This is a genomic window from Desulfomonilia bacterium, assembly GCA_036567785.1.
Taxonomy (GTDB): Bacteria; Desulfobacterota; Desulfomonilia; order UBA1062; family UBA1062; genus DATCTV01.
The window spans coordinates 111,551-130,121 of the sequence record DATCTV010000028.1 but is presented as its reverse complement, the minus strand read 5'-3'; the positions used below and the strand labels follow the sequence as shown (position 1 = coordinate 130,121).

The window sequence follows — 18,571 nt, the reverse complement described above, 5'->3', positions numbered from 1 at the left end:
ATATAACAAACAGTATCATGTATGCCGAGGTGAGCAGTTATGCCCGATTACGAAGATAAAATGAGACCCAATCGATATCTCATGGATCACGGAGAATGTAATGCCTTAACCGAGTATCTCATTCTTAAGGGATATAGTGATGATACTGTAGAAAGCGGCCTGGAAAGTTTTGTGAAAGATTGGGAAAAGAGGGTTGAATGGATCAGAGGCGAATACCGGGAAGTATCTGAAGAATATTATTTTGATATTTGGCGAAGGAGCATGCTTTTTCTTGCATTAGAGCATGCGTCGCCGGAGCAGATTGCGCCATACCGGGAAAGACTCAAATCGGCGGATGAGATTTTTAAAAAAAGCACTATTGAAGACAATTCTCTATGCGACATTTATCCTGATGAGATCGAGAATCCGAATCGTGAAACACATTGGTGGCTTTATCGGTTACCAAAAAACGGGTTTTGCTGATTTGAAGGCAAACACAAATACTATGCCGGGAAATTAGAAAAATTATACAGGTGGATTTTAGAAAAATTATCGGTAGAAAATTGATCTTTGAAAATATATAGTGAATTCTACGTGATACAAGAAGTATGTTCCCCGCACACGCGGGGATGAACCGCCAACATAACCGATTATGTATAATAATAATATATGTTCCCCGCACACGCGGGGATGAACCGCTGAGTATATTGACAAAGGTTAAGGATAGTAAATGTTCCCCGCACACGCGGGGATGAACCGGGATCGGTGGATATTTTGAATTAGAGCTTAGAATGTTCCCCGCACACGCGGGGATGAACCGTTTTTGTCTCTCATGATTTTCATCCTTTATTTATGTTCCCCGCACACGCGGGGATGAACCAGCAACAAAAGATATGCCCATAAATCTTATAAAATGTTCCCCGCACACGCGGGGATGAACCGTAAATATGAGATGTGTTCTTTTATAGAAGTGAATGTTCCCCGCACACGCGGGGATGAACCGGCGTTGTAAATGCTACAGGCAATCATATAGATATGTTCCCCGCACACGCGGGGATGAACCGAGAGACTTCACATTTTTCTGCAATCTGTTTTCATGTTCCCCGCACACGCGGGGATGAACCGTTTGTGAAGGAGATATGTGTATTCCTTTTCAAATGTTCCCCGCACACGCGGGGATGAACCGAACACTGACGCCGTCGCCGGTTTTACGTAATAATGTTCCCCGCACACGCGGGGATGAACCGAAACTTGACGGCGAAAACGAGGTCACGCAGTCATGTTCCCCGCACACGCGGGGATGAACCGGAAATGAAGGACTGCTTCGTCGGTTACATCTCATGTTCCCCGCACACGCGGGGATGAACCGAACCCCCAATTTTCGCTGCTGAATCGAGCTGAATGTTCCCCGCACACGCGGGGATGAACCGAGTGATCATACCGCATCCTCCCTGGCAGGGCGATGTTCCCCGCACACGCGGGGATGAACCGACGTTATCAGGCTCATTCTGGCTGCAGACCCTATGTTCCCCGCACACGCGGGGATGAACCGGTAACACATGGGGAGGGGGCCGCAGCATAGGAATGTTCCCCGCACACGCGGGGATGAACCGGCATTATCGGTAGCGGGAACTCTGCTGGATGAATGTTCCCCGCACACGCGGGGATGAACCGGTTCAACAACACGCACGCCGCAACAGATAAGAATGTTCCCCGCACACGCGGGGATGAACCGCATTTTACCGCTTCTTACTCCGCATCGAGGGCATGTTCCCCGCACACGCGGGGATGAACCGGTTATTCATGATTCTCATTATCTGATTCTTCAATGTTCCCCGCACACGCGGGGATGAACCGAAACAGGAGGAAAACCAATGGCTGAAAGATGGATGTTCCCCGCACACGCGGGGATGAACCGGTCACGCATCGGCTAGGACGAGCTGGATAACCATGTTCCCCGCACACGCGGGGATGAACCGATAGGGCCTGATTCCACCTGGTACATCATGCTATGTTCCCCGCACACGCGGGGATGAACCGATCCCAGCTTCCAGGCGTTTTATGGAGTTGAGATGTTCCCCGCACACGCGGGGATGAACCGAATAGGCCGCGAGATAACGGCATCATCGGATGATGTTCCCCGCACACGCGGGGATGAACCCCATTTTCGGTGAACTTCACATCGGGCATGCCCATGTTCCCCGCACACGCGGGGATGAACCGGGCGGTATAAAATTCTGGACCATGCTATGCGAATGTTCCCCGCACACGCGGGGATGAACCGCCTATCGCGTTCTCTCTGGGTTTCCACTTCGAATGTTCCCCGCACACGCGGGGATGAACCGCCCGTCATCAAAACACAGGGCCTGTTTCGGAAATGTTCCCCGCACACGCGGGGATGAACCGTATGAGAACGGCACGACAGTGACATACAACGGATGTTCCCCGCACACGCGGGGATGAACCGCCGGATCAGCGGCCTCTCTGGCCTGCGCTCTGATGTTCCCCGCACACGCGGGGATGAACCGCCGCGCCTCGAAAGGAGCGCAGGTCATCTTCCATGTTCCCCGCACACGCGGGGATGAACCGTAAATGTCAGGCTTTCCGAAGAAGATGTAATCATGTTCCCCGCACACGCGGGGATGAACCGTAAACATAACAGTGACCACGATGGTCAGGCTCATGTTCCCCGCACACGCGGGGATGAACCGTACCTTATTTTATTGAATGGTACCCCTGATAGATGTTCCCCGCACACGCGGGGATGAACCGCCGACAATCAGTAACATCCCTGTAAAACCAGTATGTTCCCCGCACACGCGGGGATGAACCGAGAAAATTACGGCCGGGATATAAAACTTATCAATGTTCCCCGCACACGCGGGGATGAACCGCGGATGAAAAAATATTAACCACATTCATGGACATGTTCCCCGCACACGCGGGGATGAACCGAAATTCTCAGGGACATTGAGAATGAAGATTTTATGTTCCCCGCACACGCGGGGATGAACCGACCTCAAACCGTTGCTTGTATAAAAAATATCTATGTTCCCCGCACACGCGGGGATGAACCGGGTCGGCAGCAAACCGGAAAAACCCGCTCTCGATGTTCCCCGCACACGCGGGGATGAACCGGCGGCGGTCTGTGGGGATTTTCGTGCGCAGAAATGTTCCCCGCACACGCGGGGATGAACCGCTCCAGTATTTCTTTTGTTTCACTATCCTGTGATGTTCCCCGCACACGCGGGGATGAACCGTGTATGACCTTCATTGGTATTTGACGAAGGATATGTTCCCCGCACACGCGGGGATGAACCGCTCCGCGCGTTCGCCGTTTCAGGAATAGCAAAATGTTCCCCGCACACGCGGGGATGAACCGACGATAAAGATGATAGCAACCGATGCCGGACAATGTTCCCCGCACACGCGGGGATGAACCGTATGAGAACGGCACGACAGTGACATACAACGGATGTTCCCCGCACACGCGGGGATGAACCGGCGGGCTCGAATTGAGCGGTAAGGAAATGGCAATGTTCCCCGCACACGCGGGGATGAACCGTACATAGCTCTGGCCACATCAGATTTTGGTGAATGTTCCCCGCACACGCGGGGATGAACCGGGTGAGCAGCACATCGAGGAGCTCGGAACGCAATGTTCCCCGCACACGCGGGGATGAACCGCTCATGCGTTTCGGCCACTGTCTCTCCTCAGGATGTTCCCCGCACACGCGGGGATGAACCGGGTGGCGCTATCAACCGCTAACCCCGGCGATTATGTTCCCCGCACACGCGGGGATGAACCGCTTATCCGGCAGATCGAGACATTCTTCCTTGGATGTTCCCCGCACACGCGGGGATGAACCGCGCGGGCAGGTGACATATCATTGCGAGCTGAAATGTTCCCCGCACACGCGGGGATGAACCGAGGTCAGCGGCTATTGTATTGCAACAGAGAAGATGTTCCCCGCACACGCGGGGATGAACCGCTCCCTGATGACATACAGCAATGAAGTTGAAAATGTTCCCCGCACACGCGGGGATGAACCGTATAGGCGGATCGGCAACAATACAGTTTACCAATGTTCCCCGCACACGCGGGGATGAACCGTAGTTGTCTGTCGCCTGATCCTTGATCCTCTGATGTTCCCCGCACACGCGGGGATGAACCGATATTTCAGAATATAGCCAATGAAATGGCTGCATGTTCCCCGCACACGCGGGGATGAACCGGTCGAACTCCAGGCGCTTGCCGTTTTTCTTGTATGTTCCCCGCACACGCGGGGATGAACCGCCTTCGCCACGTCCCATCATACCCACGTGAGGATGTTCCCCGCACACGCGGGGATGAACCGAAATTCCTCGGCCCGTTGGTGGATAGATAACAATGTTCCCCGCACACGCGGGGATGAACCGACGGTCGTGCCTGTGAGCATTATGCGGGCATACATGTTCCCCGCACACGCGGGGATGAACCGTCATTGCGCTCGCCAGCGCAGAGGAAATGGATATGTTCCCCGCACACGCGGGGATGAACCGACGAGGGGGCCACCCTGCCTAGCAGTCGGATGATGTTCCCCGCACACGCGGGGATGAACCGCAGAGCGTTATCGGAAATGTCTTCTGCCTCTGATGTTCCCCGCACACGCGGGGATGAACCGGAGATACAAAATGATTGATGTAGTAATCACCAATGTTCCCCGCACACGCGGGGATGAACCGTAAAGGAACTGGCTGGCGAGCCAGTCACATACATGTTCCCCGCACACGCGGGGATGAACCGAAAACGCTAAGGCTGCTGCAGCAAATGCAGACATGTTCCCCGCACACGCGGGGATGAACCCAGAACACCTCGCCTTTGACGTTCACAGTATTCATGTTCCCCGCACACGCGGGGATGAACCGCTAAGGATGGAATGTATCATATCGCCGACCTCATGTTCCCCGCACACGCGGGGATGAACCGCGGCATTGATACCTACACGACCGAATATGTCCATGTTCCCCGCACACGCGGGGATGAACCGGCCCAGGCGGCATTTTCCTTGATAGTAAAGCAATGTTCCCCGCACACGCGGGGATGAACCGAAATTGATGGCAACGAATATGCGCGCTGGGAAATGTTCCCCGCACACGCGGGGATGAACCGGCAGGGAAAAATCAGTAATGTTATATGGTTTTATGTTCCCCGCACACGCGGGGATGAACCGAGATAAACGGAAATTAACTGCCAACCAATCAAATGTTCCCCGCACACGCGGGGATGAACCGGCCGGCCGCCAGTATAGGCGCATCGGCCCCGGATGTTCCCCGCACACGCGGGGATGAACCGTTGTTAGGCTGTAATATCCAGTCCAGATCAGCATGTTCCCCGCACACGCGGGGATGAACCGACCCCTCTCGTACTCGAAAGCGACAGCTCCTAATGTTCCCCGCACACGCGGGGATGAACCGGTCATCTCGGATTTTGAATCCTACAGGATAGAATGTTCCCCGCACACGCGGGGATGAACCGAGACCAAATGCTCCGTGCTCATCCAGACTTTTATGTTCCCCGCACACGCGGGGATGAACCAGCCTGTAGTCAAACCCATCACGATACAGCACCATGTTCCCCGCACACGCGGGGATGAACCGGTGGCCCTGGCCGGAGCTGCTGGATATGCCATATGTTCCCCGCACACGCGGGGATGAACCGGGCAGCATAGAATCTGTTTCCATAGGCTATGAATGTTCCCCGCACACGCGGGGATGAACCGCCACTGTCACAGTGGGCCTTAATCGCCAGACAATGTTCCCCGCACACGCGGGGATGAACCGTTTATCCGGCAGATCGAGACATTCTTCCTTGGATGTTCCCCGCACACGCGGGGATGAACCGATTGATAGTACGGATATGGATACCGAATTGACATGTTCCCCGCACACGCGGGGATGAACCGGTATCAAAACGGATATGAGAATCCTGCACAATATGTTCCCCGCACACGCGGGGATGAACCGGCATCAGCCGCAGCAAACAGGTCGCTCTCTATATGTTCCCCGCACACGCGGGGATGAACCGATATTCCTCCCGGCAGCTATCTGGCTCAATTGATGTTCCCCGCACACGCGGGGATGAACCGCCAGAATCATAAATACTGATTCCGGTATCTGTATGTTCCCCGCACACGCGGGGATGAACCGACAGACAGCGGAAACGGCACGGCCTTGGCGTCATGTTCCCCGCACACGCGGGGATGAACCGCCATAGGTAACCCTGATTGTGAGCGTTTCTTTATGTTCCCCGCACACGCGGGGATGAACCGGCTGTCCTGATAATCATTCCTTTAATCGTGACATGTTCCCCGCACACGCGGGGATGAACCGCGGTTGTTCACATCATCCGGTGTCCCTGTTGAATGTTCCCCGCACACGCGGGGATGAACCGAAATTGCCGCGGTTAAATACATTGACCCTGGCATGTTCCCCGCACACGCGGGGATGAACCGCCAGGATGGAGGATGTTAAAGATACCCTGGGAATGTTCCCCGCACACGCGGGGATGAACCGATATTTCTTTTTAAAATCGGCGTCCGTGACATATGTTCCCCGCACACGCGGGGATGAACCGATTGGAAATTCGGCCAGAATGGCGATCCCGATATGTTCCCCGCACACGCGGGGATGAACCGACAAGAACGAGATATATATTCAGCTCGCAATGATGTTCCCCGCACACGCGGGGATGAACCGTTGCCATAGAATTATAAGAGCTTGTTGCCTGCATGTTCCCCGCACACGCGGGGATGAACCGCTCCGTTTCCGCAGGGGGCATTCGGATCAGGAATGTTCCCCGCACACGCGGGGATGAACCGCCCAGGCCGCATGAATGGTTTACATTCAATGCATGTTCCCCGCACACGCGGGGATGAACCGTTGTTAAAGATGCCATAAGTGAGCCTGTAATCATGTTCCCCGCACACGCGGGGATGAACCGCCTGGCGCTAATTCAGGGCAATGCTGTATATCATGTTCCCCGCACACGCGGGGATGAACCGGTATTTCCTGAATCGTAAATACTGGTACCATTAATGTTCCCCGCACACGCGGGGATGAACCGAGTTCCCGCTACCGATAATGCCTTGAAAAAATATGTTCCCCGCACACGCGGGGATGAACCGTTTCCGCAATGTCACGGACGCCGATTTTAAAAATGTTCCCCGCACACGCGGGGATGAACCGTGCCACGATAAACATGAATTCTCAGGGGCATTATGTTCCCCGCACACGCGGGGATGAACCGTTGAACTAAAACTTCTTCGGGATTGTTAATTTATGTTCCCCGCACACGCGGGGATGAACCGTTCGCCGGGAATGCTCTGTAATTTGCGGGTAAATGTTCCCCGCACACGCGGGGATGAACCGCGTGCATTGGATCCTCCGGGCGTTACTGTGATATGTTCCCCGCACACGCGGGGATGAACCGAAATTGTTGATGAGTGGATTGATGATCCAGATATGTTCCCCGCACACGCGGGGATGAACCGACGAGCTTCTGGGTTATGACCTTGCCAATCAAATGTTCCCCGCACACGCGGGGATGAACCGGACAAAACGATCATTGGCAAGGGTGTCAAGATATGTTCCCCGCACACGCGGGGATGAACCGGATTGACCTGATTGGCCTGGCCTGTGTTCCTAAAATTGATTGCCAAGGTAAGTTTTTTATATTCTCAGATATGCTTTGAGTGCGCTCTACATCCTTCTTTCCAGTATCTCAAAACAAGGCTAAAGTTGTTGACAAAAAAAGACGACTTAAGTAGAAGGGGTCTTCGTGGCGGCGTAGCTCAGTTGGTAGAGCAGGCGTCTCATACGCGCCGGGTCAGGGGTTCAAATCCCTTCGCCGCTACCACTCAATTGACCTCGGGATTATCATAAGATTGATTTTTCGCTATCAGGAGTAAGTAATGAACAAGATTACTGTCGGATTCCTTTGGCACATGCACCAGCCGTATTACAGGGATCCGCTTACCGGGTCTTTCCTTATGCCCTGGGTGAGGCTTCATGCCGTCAGGGGATATTACGACATGATTTCCGTGCTCGATGATTTCCCGGATGTGAAATGCACGTTCAATCTGGTACCGTCGCTGATATCACAACTTCTGGACTACACTGAAAACAACCAGACCGATATAGACTTCGTGCTTTCAGGAAGAAAGCCCGCCGAACTTTCCCCGGATGAGAAGAAGCAGATACTTCAAAGGTTTTTCTCCTGCAATCAGGCAACCATGATTACCCCTTTCAGCAGGTATGAGGAACTGCTTAGGAAAAAGGCCGGGAAAAAGACTGACGAATTTGCCAGAGATTTCAGCAACCAGGACATAATGGATCTGCAGGTACTGTTCAACCTTACGTGGATAGGATTCACCGGAAGGAAGGACCCGGGCATCGCCGAGCTCATCAAAAAGGGCAGGCAATTCGGGGAATACGACAAGAAATACGTACTCGATTTCCACATGAAGATGCTCGCAAAGATAATTCCGCTTTACAGGGACGCCAGAGACAGGGGGCAGATTGAAATAACGACGTCTCCTTTCTATCACCCGATAAGCCCACTCTTGATGAATGTCGGATATGCGCACAGGTGCATGGAAACGAGGCTTCCCGAAGAGGGGTTCTCCCACCCCGAAGACCTCGATGCGCAGATAGAAAAATCGATTGATTTATATAAAAAGGTTTTCGGCGACAGCCCTGACGGGTTGTGGCCGCCGGAAGGCTCCGTGTGCCCGGAAATGATGGAGATACTCTCCCGCTACGGTATAAAATGGGCTGCAACCGACGAAGACATCCTCTTCCTGAGCCTGAGGGAGCAAAGGACAGGCGTGAAGCTATTCAGGCCCTACAAGGTCGTACAAGGCTCATCATCGGTAGATATGTTCTTCAGGGACAGGGACCTTTCGGACATGATAGGATTCGTATATTCTAAAAACGCTTCAAGCACGGCGGCTGCCAACTTTATTTCGCATCTTGAAGACATAAGAAAGGGTGCGAGGACCTATCCGTTCAATCCGTTCGTGTCTGTTATTCTGGACGGTGAAAACCCGTGGGAATACTATCCGGACGGGGGTGAAGGCTTTCTGAGGGAACTGTATCAGGGGCTCAGCGGGTCTCAGAATATCGTAACGGATACGTTTTCATCCTATCTTGCAGCAAACCCTGACAGGCAGACTCTGGAAAACCTGTTCACCGGCTCATGGATAAACCACAACTTTTCCATCTGGATAGGGCATGAAGAAGACCGCAAGGCCTGGGAATATCTTTCAAAGACAAGGAAGTATGTCGAATCAAAGGGTAAAGACGCCCATAAGCTTTCATGGGAAGAGATTTATATAGCCGAAGGCAGCGACTGGTTCTGGTGGTTCGGCGACGAATTCACGATTCTCAACAAGGGCGATTTCGACAGGCTCTTCAGGCTTCACCTCAGGAACTGCTATGAACTGCATGGCGACGTCCCGCCCTCATATCTTTTCAAGAGCATAATAACGCCCTATGACATCTCGCCTCAGAAAGAGCCGTCCGGATTTGTCAGGCCGGTCATAGACGGATTCGTCACACACTTCTATGAATGGCGCAAGGCGGGCGTTTATCTGACAAGGCCAGAGTCTTCCAGCATGTACAGGCATTCCGGTTACATACATAAGATCCTATACGGATTCGACGAGCAGCACCTCTATTTCAAACTGGAAACAGCGGCACTGCCAATAAATGCGCTTGTGAAGATATGCTTCGTCCTCGATAAGCCGGTAAATGTAATTCTGAACCTGGCGGAAAGGAGGATGACCCTTCAGACTGAAGGCGTCACCGGAATCACCGGGGGGGAAACAGGCAAAATGGCGGTGGGGGACAGCATCGAACTGGGAATAAGCTTCAGCGCGCTCGGTCTTAAGCCCCATGATAAGATAAGGTTTTATTTTATCCTTATGGAATCGGGTATCGAGATTGAAAGACATCCTTCATCCGGACTTCTTGCCCTGGAAGTTCCCGGAGAGGATTTCGAAAGGAAGATGTGGTATGTCTGAGAAGATAAAACTGGCTTTTTGCATCCATTCTCATCAACCTGTGGGCAATTATCCGAAAGTGTTCGAACAGGGGGCAAGAGACTGCTATCTGCCATTCCTTGAATATCTGAAGAAATATCCCGACATCAGAGCCACACTTCATTTCACGGGACCGCTGCTTGAGTGGTTTGAGAAAAAAAGGCCTGAATTTTACAATCTGCTGGGCGCTCTTATCTCAACAGGTCAGGTGGAGCTGATGGGTGGCGGATTCTATGAGCCCATACTTCCGGCCATTCCGGCAGATGATGCAGTAAGGCAGATCATGATGTGCTGCGAGTTTTTCCTTAAGAAATTCGGTATGAAGCCATCCGGGATATGGTGCACGGAAAGGGTGTGGGACCCGTCTCTTCCCCTGAAGATATCAGGCTCGGGGATAGACTATACGCTACTCGATGATACACACTTCCTTGCCGCAGGGCTCAGGCCCGATGACGTTCACGGATATTATATCACGGAAAGGGAAGGGGCATCGCTGAAGGTGTTTCCGATAGACATGAACCTCAGGTATCTGATCCCGTTCAAGGAGCCCCGGGTGATAATAGATTACCTTCTGGAACTAAGGGACAGGGGGGTCGAGGTCGTCACTTACGGGGATGACGGCGAGAAGTTCGGGATGTGGCCGGGTACGCTCAAGTGGGTATATGAGGACAAGTGGCTCGAACGGTTCATGGAGGCTATGAGCAGGTGTGAAGACGTAGAGATTGTAACGCTGAAGAGCGTACTTGAAAACCACCAACCCAAGGGACTTATCTATCTCCCGACTGCGTCTTACCAGGAGATGATGGAATGGAGCCTGTTCCCGGAGCAGGGAAGGCTTTACGGAAGCCTTGTCAGGGACGCGAAAAACTCCTGGGACTGGAACGCGAAAAGGGGCTTTTTAAGAGGCGGCACCTGGGACAATTTTCTGGCAAAGTATCCCGAAAGCAACAGAATGCACAAAAAGATGCTCAGGATCAGCAGGCTTGTCAGGGAATACGGTTCCGATGAAACGGCCCTGAGGCATCTTTTCATGGCGCAGTGCAACTGCGGCTACTGGCATGGCCTTTTCGGCGGAGTATATCTCGATATATTGAGAGAAGCCATTTATGAAAATCTTCTCAAGGCGGAGAAGATAGTCGATGAAAAAAGGCTTAAAGACAAACCCTATATCGTCGAAAATTACGATTATGACATTGACGGAAATGATGAGATCCTTGTTTCTGGCAGGCGCATCAACTGCATCATCTCGCCCGATGAAAACGGCTCTGTCTTCGGATTGGAATACAAGCCCGGTGAAAGATGCATTACAAATGTAATGATGAGACACGAAGAGATTTACCACAACAAGATATTGAGCTCATCGGGGACCCAGAGCAGTCATGACAGCGGAAACAAGCCGCTTTCAATTCATGATATTGCGTTTGTCTCTTCCGATGAGCTTAAAAGCCTCCTGGTTTATGACAGCTATTCGAGGAACTCTTTCATAACGCATGTCATCAATGGCAGGCCGGACACGGAAAGCCTCCTGCAAGGCCTGAAGCCTGAAGGCTTCCCGGATACCTTGAGGCCCTTCAGGCTTGACGGCATGTCCGGAGAAGGCGATGTGCTCAAGGTCATGCTTTCGGCAAATGATGAAGGACTGGATATAACAAAAACGATAACCTTTGACCCCGAAGGTTCGATTCTGCTTGAACAGAGCATTTCAGGGGAGATTGACGATGATATGTTCCTGGCGGTCGAAATGAATATCATGATGCCGGACAAACCGGCCATAAAGGATGTGGGAGAGATAGACGAAAGGGGGATTTTCACCGGGAGAAGGATGGTTTTCAATGATGCGGGCAGAAATCTTTCGGTATGCATTGAATCCGATTCCGTGTGGGAAATCGTTCTGCTTCCCATAGAATGCGCATCTCAGAGCGAATCCGGTTTTGAAAAGACCTTTCAGGGCTGGTGCATGTATTTTATAAGACGCATCAAGGGCGGCATTCCCTGGCTTGCAATTAACATGGGTGAAATATGTCAGAATTGAGAAAAGATCCTATAATAGACAGGTGGGTGATAATTACCGACTCGGCGACGAGAACGCCCGGTATCATCCCTGAACAGGCTCTCAAAGACAGTCTTTCCTGTCCGTTCTGTCCCGGCAATGAACATATGTGCCCGCCTGAGATTCTTGCAAACAGGCCTTTCGGATCATTACCAAACAGCCCGGACTGGAGGCTAAGGGTGGTCCCCAACAGAAGTCCGGTGCTTGTCGTAGAGGAAGACCTGAAACGAATGGGTGAGGGACTTTATGACAAGATATCGGGGATAGGGGCTAACGAGGTCATAATAGAAACCCCCAGGCACGGAATAAGGCAGTCGGAAATGGAGCAGCCTGAGATGGAAAATCTCTTCTGGGCATACCGCGACAGGCTTGTTGATTTAAAGCGGGACCGCCGTCTGAGATATGCGCTTATCTATAAAAATTCCGGTTCCAATGCAGGGGCTACGCTCGAACATCAGTATTCGCTGCTTATGGGGCTTCCCATTATTCCCAGGGGTGTTCTTGAAGAAATTGAAGGCGCCGAAAAGCATTATGAATATAAGGAACGATGCATCTTCTGCGATATCATCAGGCAGGAACTGCAGCAGGGTGTAAGGCTCGTTTCGGAGACAAGGGATTTTATCGCATTTGAACCGTTCGCGCCCAGGGTTCCGTTCGAGACCTGGATATTGCCCAAGAGGCATATATCCAGATTCGAAGACGTCGAGCCGGGTGAGATAAAGGAAATGTCCATGATATTCATAGATGTCATGAAGAGAATAGACAGAGCGCTCGGCATGCCCCCTTACAACTATGGAATACATACGTCACCGTTCTCAATGGAATGCGCCTCATATTACCACTGGCATATGGAAATACTGCCCAGGCTGATGCCGCTCACCGGTTTCGAGTGGGGGTCGGACCTGTTTATCAACTCGACCCCTCCTGAAAAGGCCGCAGCCTACCTCAAGGAAATGTCCATATGAGGATCTCCTGAAATGCCCAGATTCTTTGCCCGGATTTCAGGAGATGAAGCGCTGATTTCGGACAAGGATGCAATGCATATTGCAGGTCCTCTGAGAAAGCGTCCGGGCGACGAGATTCTTATCCGGCAGGGAACGGATGGATTCAGGGCGAGAATTACAGGCATCTCGAAGAATGAAATCAGGCTTGAAGTAGTTGAGAAAGACGAACTTTGCGACAGGGGAAGGGCGCGGCTGCACCTCGGGATATCGCTTATCGACATAAGGGAAATGGACGATGCGATCAGACTCGCTGCGGAACTGGGTGCAAGCAGCATCTGTCCGCTTGTTGCCGAAAGATCCAATATAAGGGCGGTAAGCCAGGCAAAACTGAAAAGGTGGGAAGACATAATTAAGGAGGCCGTCAAACAATCGCAGCGAAGGACAGTTCCCGTGCTCGAACCGCCGGTTAAACTTCCTGAATTCGTAAAATCGGCCGTGAGCAGATACATGAACAGATACTATGCGTCGATGGACGGTACAAAAGGCATTCTGGATATCAAAGATGAAGAGATGTGCTTTGCAGTAGGACCTGAAGGCGGTTTTACTGAACAGGAAACGGGGTTGTTTTATAAAAGCGGCTTTATTCCCGTAAACATGGGAAAAACTACATTGAGAACCCTTGCGGCCGCAGTCGCAGCCGCCTCGATCCTCTGCATCTGACTTAACCGCCAATCTGTTTCAGCAGATTTTCGGCGTCTTTCCTCTCGTTGAATGACTTTGTTTTGAGCGCGGTTTTCAGATATAAAGCCGCTTCCTTTTTCTTGCCCTCTTTTGTGAGCGCCATAGCCATATGGTAGTTGAATGCAGGATCATCGGGGTTTTTATCCAGTGCAATCAGGAACTGGACTTTAGCATTGTTCACCATGTCCTTCTTAAGATAAACATAGCCCAGGGTGTCGGCTATGGATGGATTTCCGGGGGCTGACCTCTTAGCCTTTGTTGCAAGGTCCATTGCCTTGTCAAGGTCGGTTTTTCTGCCTCGTTCAGCGAGTATCCATGCCAGGTTGTTTGCCGCAATTCTGTTTGAAGGGTCCTTATCCAGGATGTAAGAATAGGTTTTTTCCGCGTTCACAATATCACCGCTGTCATTAAGGAGTATGGCAAGCATGGTAGCAGATTTCATGTCGTCGGGTTTTTTTATAAGGAGGTCCTTGAATTCCGCAATCGCAAGGTCGGTCATGTCGTTACGGGTGTAGAAATCCGCAAGTGCATAGTACAGGTCATCCCTGCCCGGTTCCTGTGAGATGGCGCCTTTTATCTTAGCCAGCGCATCGTTTCTCATTCCAGCCTTTTCATACAGGACTGATAGCACAAGCATGCAGTTCGAGGATTTTGACTTGGCGCATATCGAGCTTATTCCCTGGATTGTGGCGGCCGGGCCTATGGTATCAGAGCCGGTCTGGGCATAGATCGTTAGTGCCTCCATTTTATCGGGCCATGTCCTGATTGCCTTTTCTGCAAGCCTGAAAGCGGAAGCGCTGTCCTTTTTGTAAAGGAAGTATGTTATTTCGGAATATGTCGTGGCCCAATCTGATGGAGCGGCCTTCTTCAGCATCTGAATGAATTTAAGGGCTTTATCGGGCTGGTCCAGATTGAGTGCGGAGATGACGCCTATATTGAGCAGTTCCACGGAAGAAGAGCCTTCCTTGTGTGTGATCTCGACCTCGGAAAGGGCTCTCCTGTATTCGGCACTTTTGAAATATATGGAGGCGAGCATTGCATGAAGCTTCGGATCGTCCTTTTTGTCTTTCAGCGCGAACTCGATGAACGAACGCGCTTTTTCCTGCTCTCCTCTCATCATGTAAATTCTTGCTGCAAGTATTGCGATATCAGGATTTTCCGGCATGGATTTAACAAGTGGATCAATTATCTGAAGCGCTTTGTCGGCATCGTTTTTGACGAGAAGCTGACGTGCGAGAACAATCTTTAATGAAACGGATGAAGGAAATTTTGTGACCGCCTTGTTGAGAGTGTCGATTGCAGAATCGATATTGCCCTTTTGCACGTAAAGTTCGGAAAGAAGAATTGCATTCTGTTCCGAGTAATTCAATTCAAGGGCCTTGTCAGCAAATTTGATCGCATTGTCTATGTTTTTGTTTCTGCCTGCTTCCTCAGCCAGGAGCTGATAGATTCTATAGTCATCAGGGTATTTTTTCTTCATATCGGCCATGACGCTTGCAAATCTTTCAGGCATGTTGTTCTTTGCTGCAAAGCCGGCAAGGAAAAGGCCGGAATTTATATCTTCTTTTGATATGCTGTATGCATCCTCCGCCATTTTTAATGCGATATCGGGCTTATTTTTTGCCAGATATACCTGGCATGAAACCATTCTTATCCCGGCCGACGAAGGGAATTTCTTCAAGCCTGCATCGATAAGCTTGAGTGCATCATCCATATTGCCCATTTCATAAAGGATCTGGACCGCATCGATAAACATGCCCTCACCCGCCTCGTCCTTCGCGATCAGGTTATTCAACAGGGTAAGGGCTTCATCCTTCTTCCCCGACAGGAAGAGACTCTGTGCAAGAATCTCCTTTGCATGTATATCTGACGGATTCAGACCGAGTACTATGGTTGCCTCTTTTGACGCCTCATCATATTTTCTGGCAAGAAGGTAAATTGTCGCGAGATTGGAATGCGCCTTGATATTCTTCGGATCAATCCTGGAGGCTTTCATAAATGAACTGAAGGCGTCCCCGTGCCTTTGCAGGATCATCTGAAGCTCACCGAGTTTTATAAGCGTGGTTGCATCATCCGGGGCTATCTTTAATGCATTCTGATATTGAATTGCAGCTTCGGCATATTTATCCTGCGCCGCATATTTATCCGCACTCATAAGATAATCGGCCCTTTTTTCATCAGGGCTTTTGCTGCATGCAGATTGAGACAGAAGGATGATTAAAAATAAACTCATAATAAACAGTTTTCTCATAAATCCTCCGAAGGTTGTTTCCCGAACATGTCTAATAGGAAATATCGGCAGATTGAAGCTTGAACAATAGCAAAGAAATGGATACTTGATTTCAGGGTTTTGAGACACTATTTGAATAAGACAATAATCTGGAGGCAAAAAATGATTTTCGATCCGCTGTATATGGTAATGTGGCTGCCCGGGTTGCTTCTGAGCCTTTATGCCAGTTTCATGGTTAAGGCTGCATATGCTAAATATTCAAAGATTCCCACGATAAGGGGCATAACAGGTGCGCAGGCGGCTCAGAGCATTCTGAGAGCAGCAGGTATTCATGATGTCGGTATAGAGCTCAGCCGGGGTTTTCTGAGCGATCACTATGACCCGTCAAAAAAGGTCTTGAGGCTCTCAGAGAATGTTTACAGCGGATATTCGCTTGCAAGTGTGGGTGTCGCCGCCCATGAAGCGGGCCATGCCATTCAGCATGCACAGGGATATGCACCCATGAAGCTGAGAAGTGCCATTGTCCCTATGGCAAGCATCGGGTCAAACCTTTCATGGTTTCTGCTCATGTTCGGACTTCTGTTCAGATCCCAGAGCATGATCCTTATGGGAATAATGTTTTTTACAGCTGTCGTGCTCTTTCAGGTCGTGACACTGCCTGTGGAATTCAATGCATCTTCAAGGGCCCTTCAGGCATTGCCTGCTTCGGGCATACTTGCCGATCAGGAAGTAAGCGGCGCGAAGAAGGTTCTTAATGCGGCGGCAATGACATATGTAGCTGCGGCTGTTACGGCGGTCCTTCAGCTTTTATATTTCCTGATACGGGCCGGATTGCTAGGCGGCAGTGATGATTGACAGGTATTGCCCGGGATGTCCTGACAGCCGTACCTGAGGAACAATGATTATTATTGTCCCGGGCTTTTTCCTGCTGTATCTTATTGCCGGCTGCCGTGCTCAATAAATTCGGCCGTTCAATAGATGCAAAAGATTAAATATTGATTAATCATGTTTTCTCTTATGGTTTTCGATTCCGAATCCGAATATATATACATGTGAAATGTCACTTGCTCTATACTTTGAGTTTGACATTTCATCGGCGGCCGGAGAGTAAAAAAATAAATGGTGCGGTAAATGAAAACCAGGACGATTTCAGTATATATATTGGTTCTGCTGGATATGGCAGCTGCAATGGGTGCTGTCTTCCTTTCAAAATGGATTGAGATAAGACTCCCTTTCTTCTATCTTCCTGACCCGCTGTTAAGCCTGAAGGCTTTTGCTTTCATGTTGATTACTGTTTTTTGTTACTATTTCCAGGATTTTTACGACTGGAAATGGTGGAGGCGTCATTCCGAACTGGTTTCAACGGTGTTGATCGGCGGAGGGATGTCGCTCATAATATTGTCTCTTGCCTATTATATAATTCCCCAGATCGAACTCAGCCGTTCAATATTTCTGATGTCGCTCTTTTTCTCAATGGGCTTCAGTTTATTAATCAGGGTTATCTACATTGCAATCAGGGATTCCCGGCTGGCGGATACCAGGGTTGTTCTCCTTGGAAATGGAAGAAATGCAAAGTTTCTTGTCGACGAGATAAGGCTTTCAGGAAGGTCGGTTAAGTTCGAAGGTTACGTCGGCAAGGAGAACACCGAGATGGACATACCCTGGCTGGGTGATGTCGATGAACTGTGGAACATTATTAGGGGTATCGATCCTGACAAGCTGGTAGTTGCTTTTGATGACATGAGAGGGGCGCTGCCGCTTCATGACCTCTTGAGGATAAAACTTACATCATGCGAGATAGAAGACGCCCCTAAGTTCTACGAGGAACTGCTGGGGAAGATCATGATCGAGGATGTAAGGCCTGGTTCCCTGATATTCGCAAAAGGTTTTGCAAGCATGAAATCGGAAGATATATTAAAAAGGCTGTTCGACTTTTTCTTTGCCCTTGTGGGTACTGTAATAGCATCTCCGTTCATGATAATAACCGCTATAGCGATAAAAATAGATTCACCCGGCCCCGTTTTTTATAAACAGGAAAGGGTTGGTCTTAACGGCAGAGAATTCAAGGTCTTTAAATTCCGTTCAATGAGAACCGATGCGGAAAACGATGGCCCTCAATGGGCATCAGAAAAAGATCCCAGGGTGACGCGTGTAGGCAATATTATCAGGAAGACAAGAATTGACGAACTTCCCCAGTTTCTCAATGTTCTGATAGGAGATATGAGCTTTGTCGGACCAAGACCGGAAAGACGCTATTTCATCGACCAGCTACAGCAGGTGATACCGTTTTATGAGATGAGGCTCTATACGAAACCCGGCGTGACAGGCTGGGCGCAAATAAACTATCCTTACGGCGATTCCGTAGAAGATGCCAGAGAGAAGATGAAATATGACCTTTATTACCTCAAATACCGCTCGCTGTGGCTCGATATTGCAATATTGTTCCAGACCTTAAAGGTTGCGCTGAAAGCGCGCGGCGGCCAGTAATCCATATTCTGAATAAGGAATGAAAAAGCCGGCGGTAAGGATGCCACCACCGGCTTTT

8 protein-coding genes, 1 tRNA gene and 1 CRISPR repeat array are annotated in these 18,571 nt (G+C 50.4%); of the genes, 8 read left to right on the top strand and 1 reads right to left on the bottom strand.

Annotated features, from left to right (window positions below; all coding sequences use genetic code 11):
- The first annotated feature begins 39 nt into the window (after positions 1–39).
- From VIS94_06635 to VIS94_06610, 6 genes are all read left to right on the top strand, one after another.
- Positions 40–462 carry a hypothetical protein gene (locus VIS94_06635; protein HEY9160743.1) on the top strand — a complete coding sequence of 141 codons (423 nt, stop codon included), beginning with the start codon at positions 40–42 and terminating at the stop codon, positions 460–462.
- A 125-nt stretch (positions 463–587) separates the two neighbouring features.
- A CRISPR array of direct repeats spans positions 588–7,633; the repeat unit is 29 nt; unit sequence ATGTTCCCCGCACACGCGGGGATGAACCG.
- Between the two features lie 167 nt (positions 7,634–7,800).
- Positions 7,801–7,876 (top strand) — tRNA-Met (locus tag VIS94_06630).
- 55 nt (positions 7,877–7,931) lie between these two features.
- Positions 7,932–10,043, top strand: a complete 2,112-nt coding sequence (locus VIS94_06625) for a glycoside hydrolase family 57 protein (protein ID HEY9160742.1) — start codon at positions 7,932–7,934, stop codon at positions 10,041–10,043.
- Positions 10,036–12,093: an alpha-amylase/4-alpha-glucanotransferase domain-containing protein gene (locus tag VIS94_06620; GenBank protein HEY9160741.1), complete on the top strand. Its 2,058-nt coding sequence runs from the start codon at positions 10,036–10,038 to the stop codon at positions 12,091–12,093. The genes VIS94_06625 and VIS94_06620 overlap by 8 nt, the downstream gene beginning before the upstream one ends.
- Positions 12,081–13,076: an HIT domain-containing protein gene (locus VIS94_06615; protein HEY9160740.1), complete on the top strand. Its 996-nt coding sequence runs from the start codon at positions 12,081–12,083 to the stop codon at positions 13,074–13,076. Before VIS94_06620 ends, VIS94_06615 begins: the two co-directional genes overlap by 13 nt.
- 12 nt (positions 13,077–13,088) lie before the next feature.
- A complete protein-coding gene (locus VIS94_06610) occupies positions 13,089–13,775 on the top strand; it encodes an RsmE family RNA methyltransferase (protein ID HEY9160739.1) in 687 nt (228 codons plus the stop codon).
- Position 13,776: 1 nt separating this feature from the next.
- Here the strand turns inward: VIS94_06610 and VIS94_06605 are convergent, their stop codons facing one another.
- Positions 13,777–16,047: a tetratricopeptide repeat protein gene (locus VIS94_06605; GenBank protein HEY9160738.1), complete on the bottom strand. Its 2,271-nt coding sequence runs from the start codon at positions 16,045–16,047 to the stop codon at positions 13,777–13,779.
- Between the two features lie 141 nt (positions 16,048–16,188).
- On the opposite strand from VIS94_06605, the gene VIS94_06600 reads away from it, so the two are divergent.
- Positions 16,189–16,881 carry a zinc metallopeptidase gene (locus VIS94_06600; GenBank protein ID HEY9160737.1) on the top strand — a complete coding sequence of 231 codons (693 nt, stop codon included), beginning with the start codon at positions 16,189–16,191 and terminating at the stop codon, positions 16,879–16,881.
- A gap of 276 nt (positions 16,882–17,157) precedes the next feature.
- The gene (locus VIS94_06595; protein HEY9160736.1) at positions 17,158–18,513 is read left to right on the top strand and encodes a sugar transferase; all 1,356 of its coding nucleotides are present in this window, start codon (positions 17,158–17,160) and stop codon (positions 18,511–18,513) included.
- Positions 18,514–18,571: the final 58 nt, after the last annotated feature.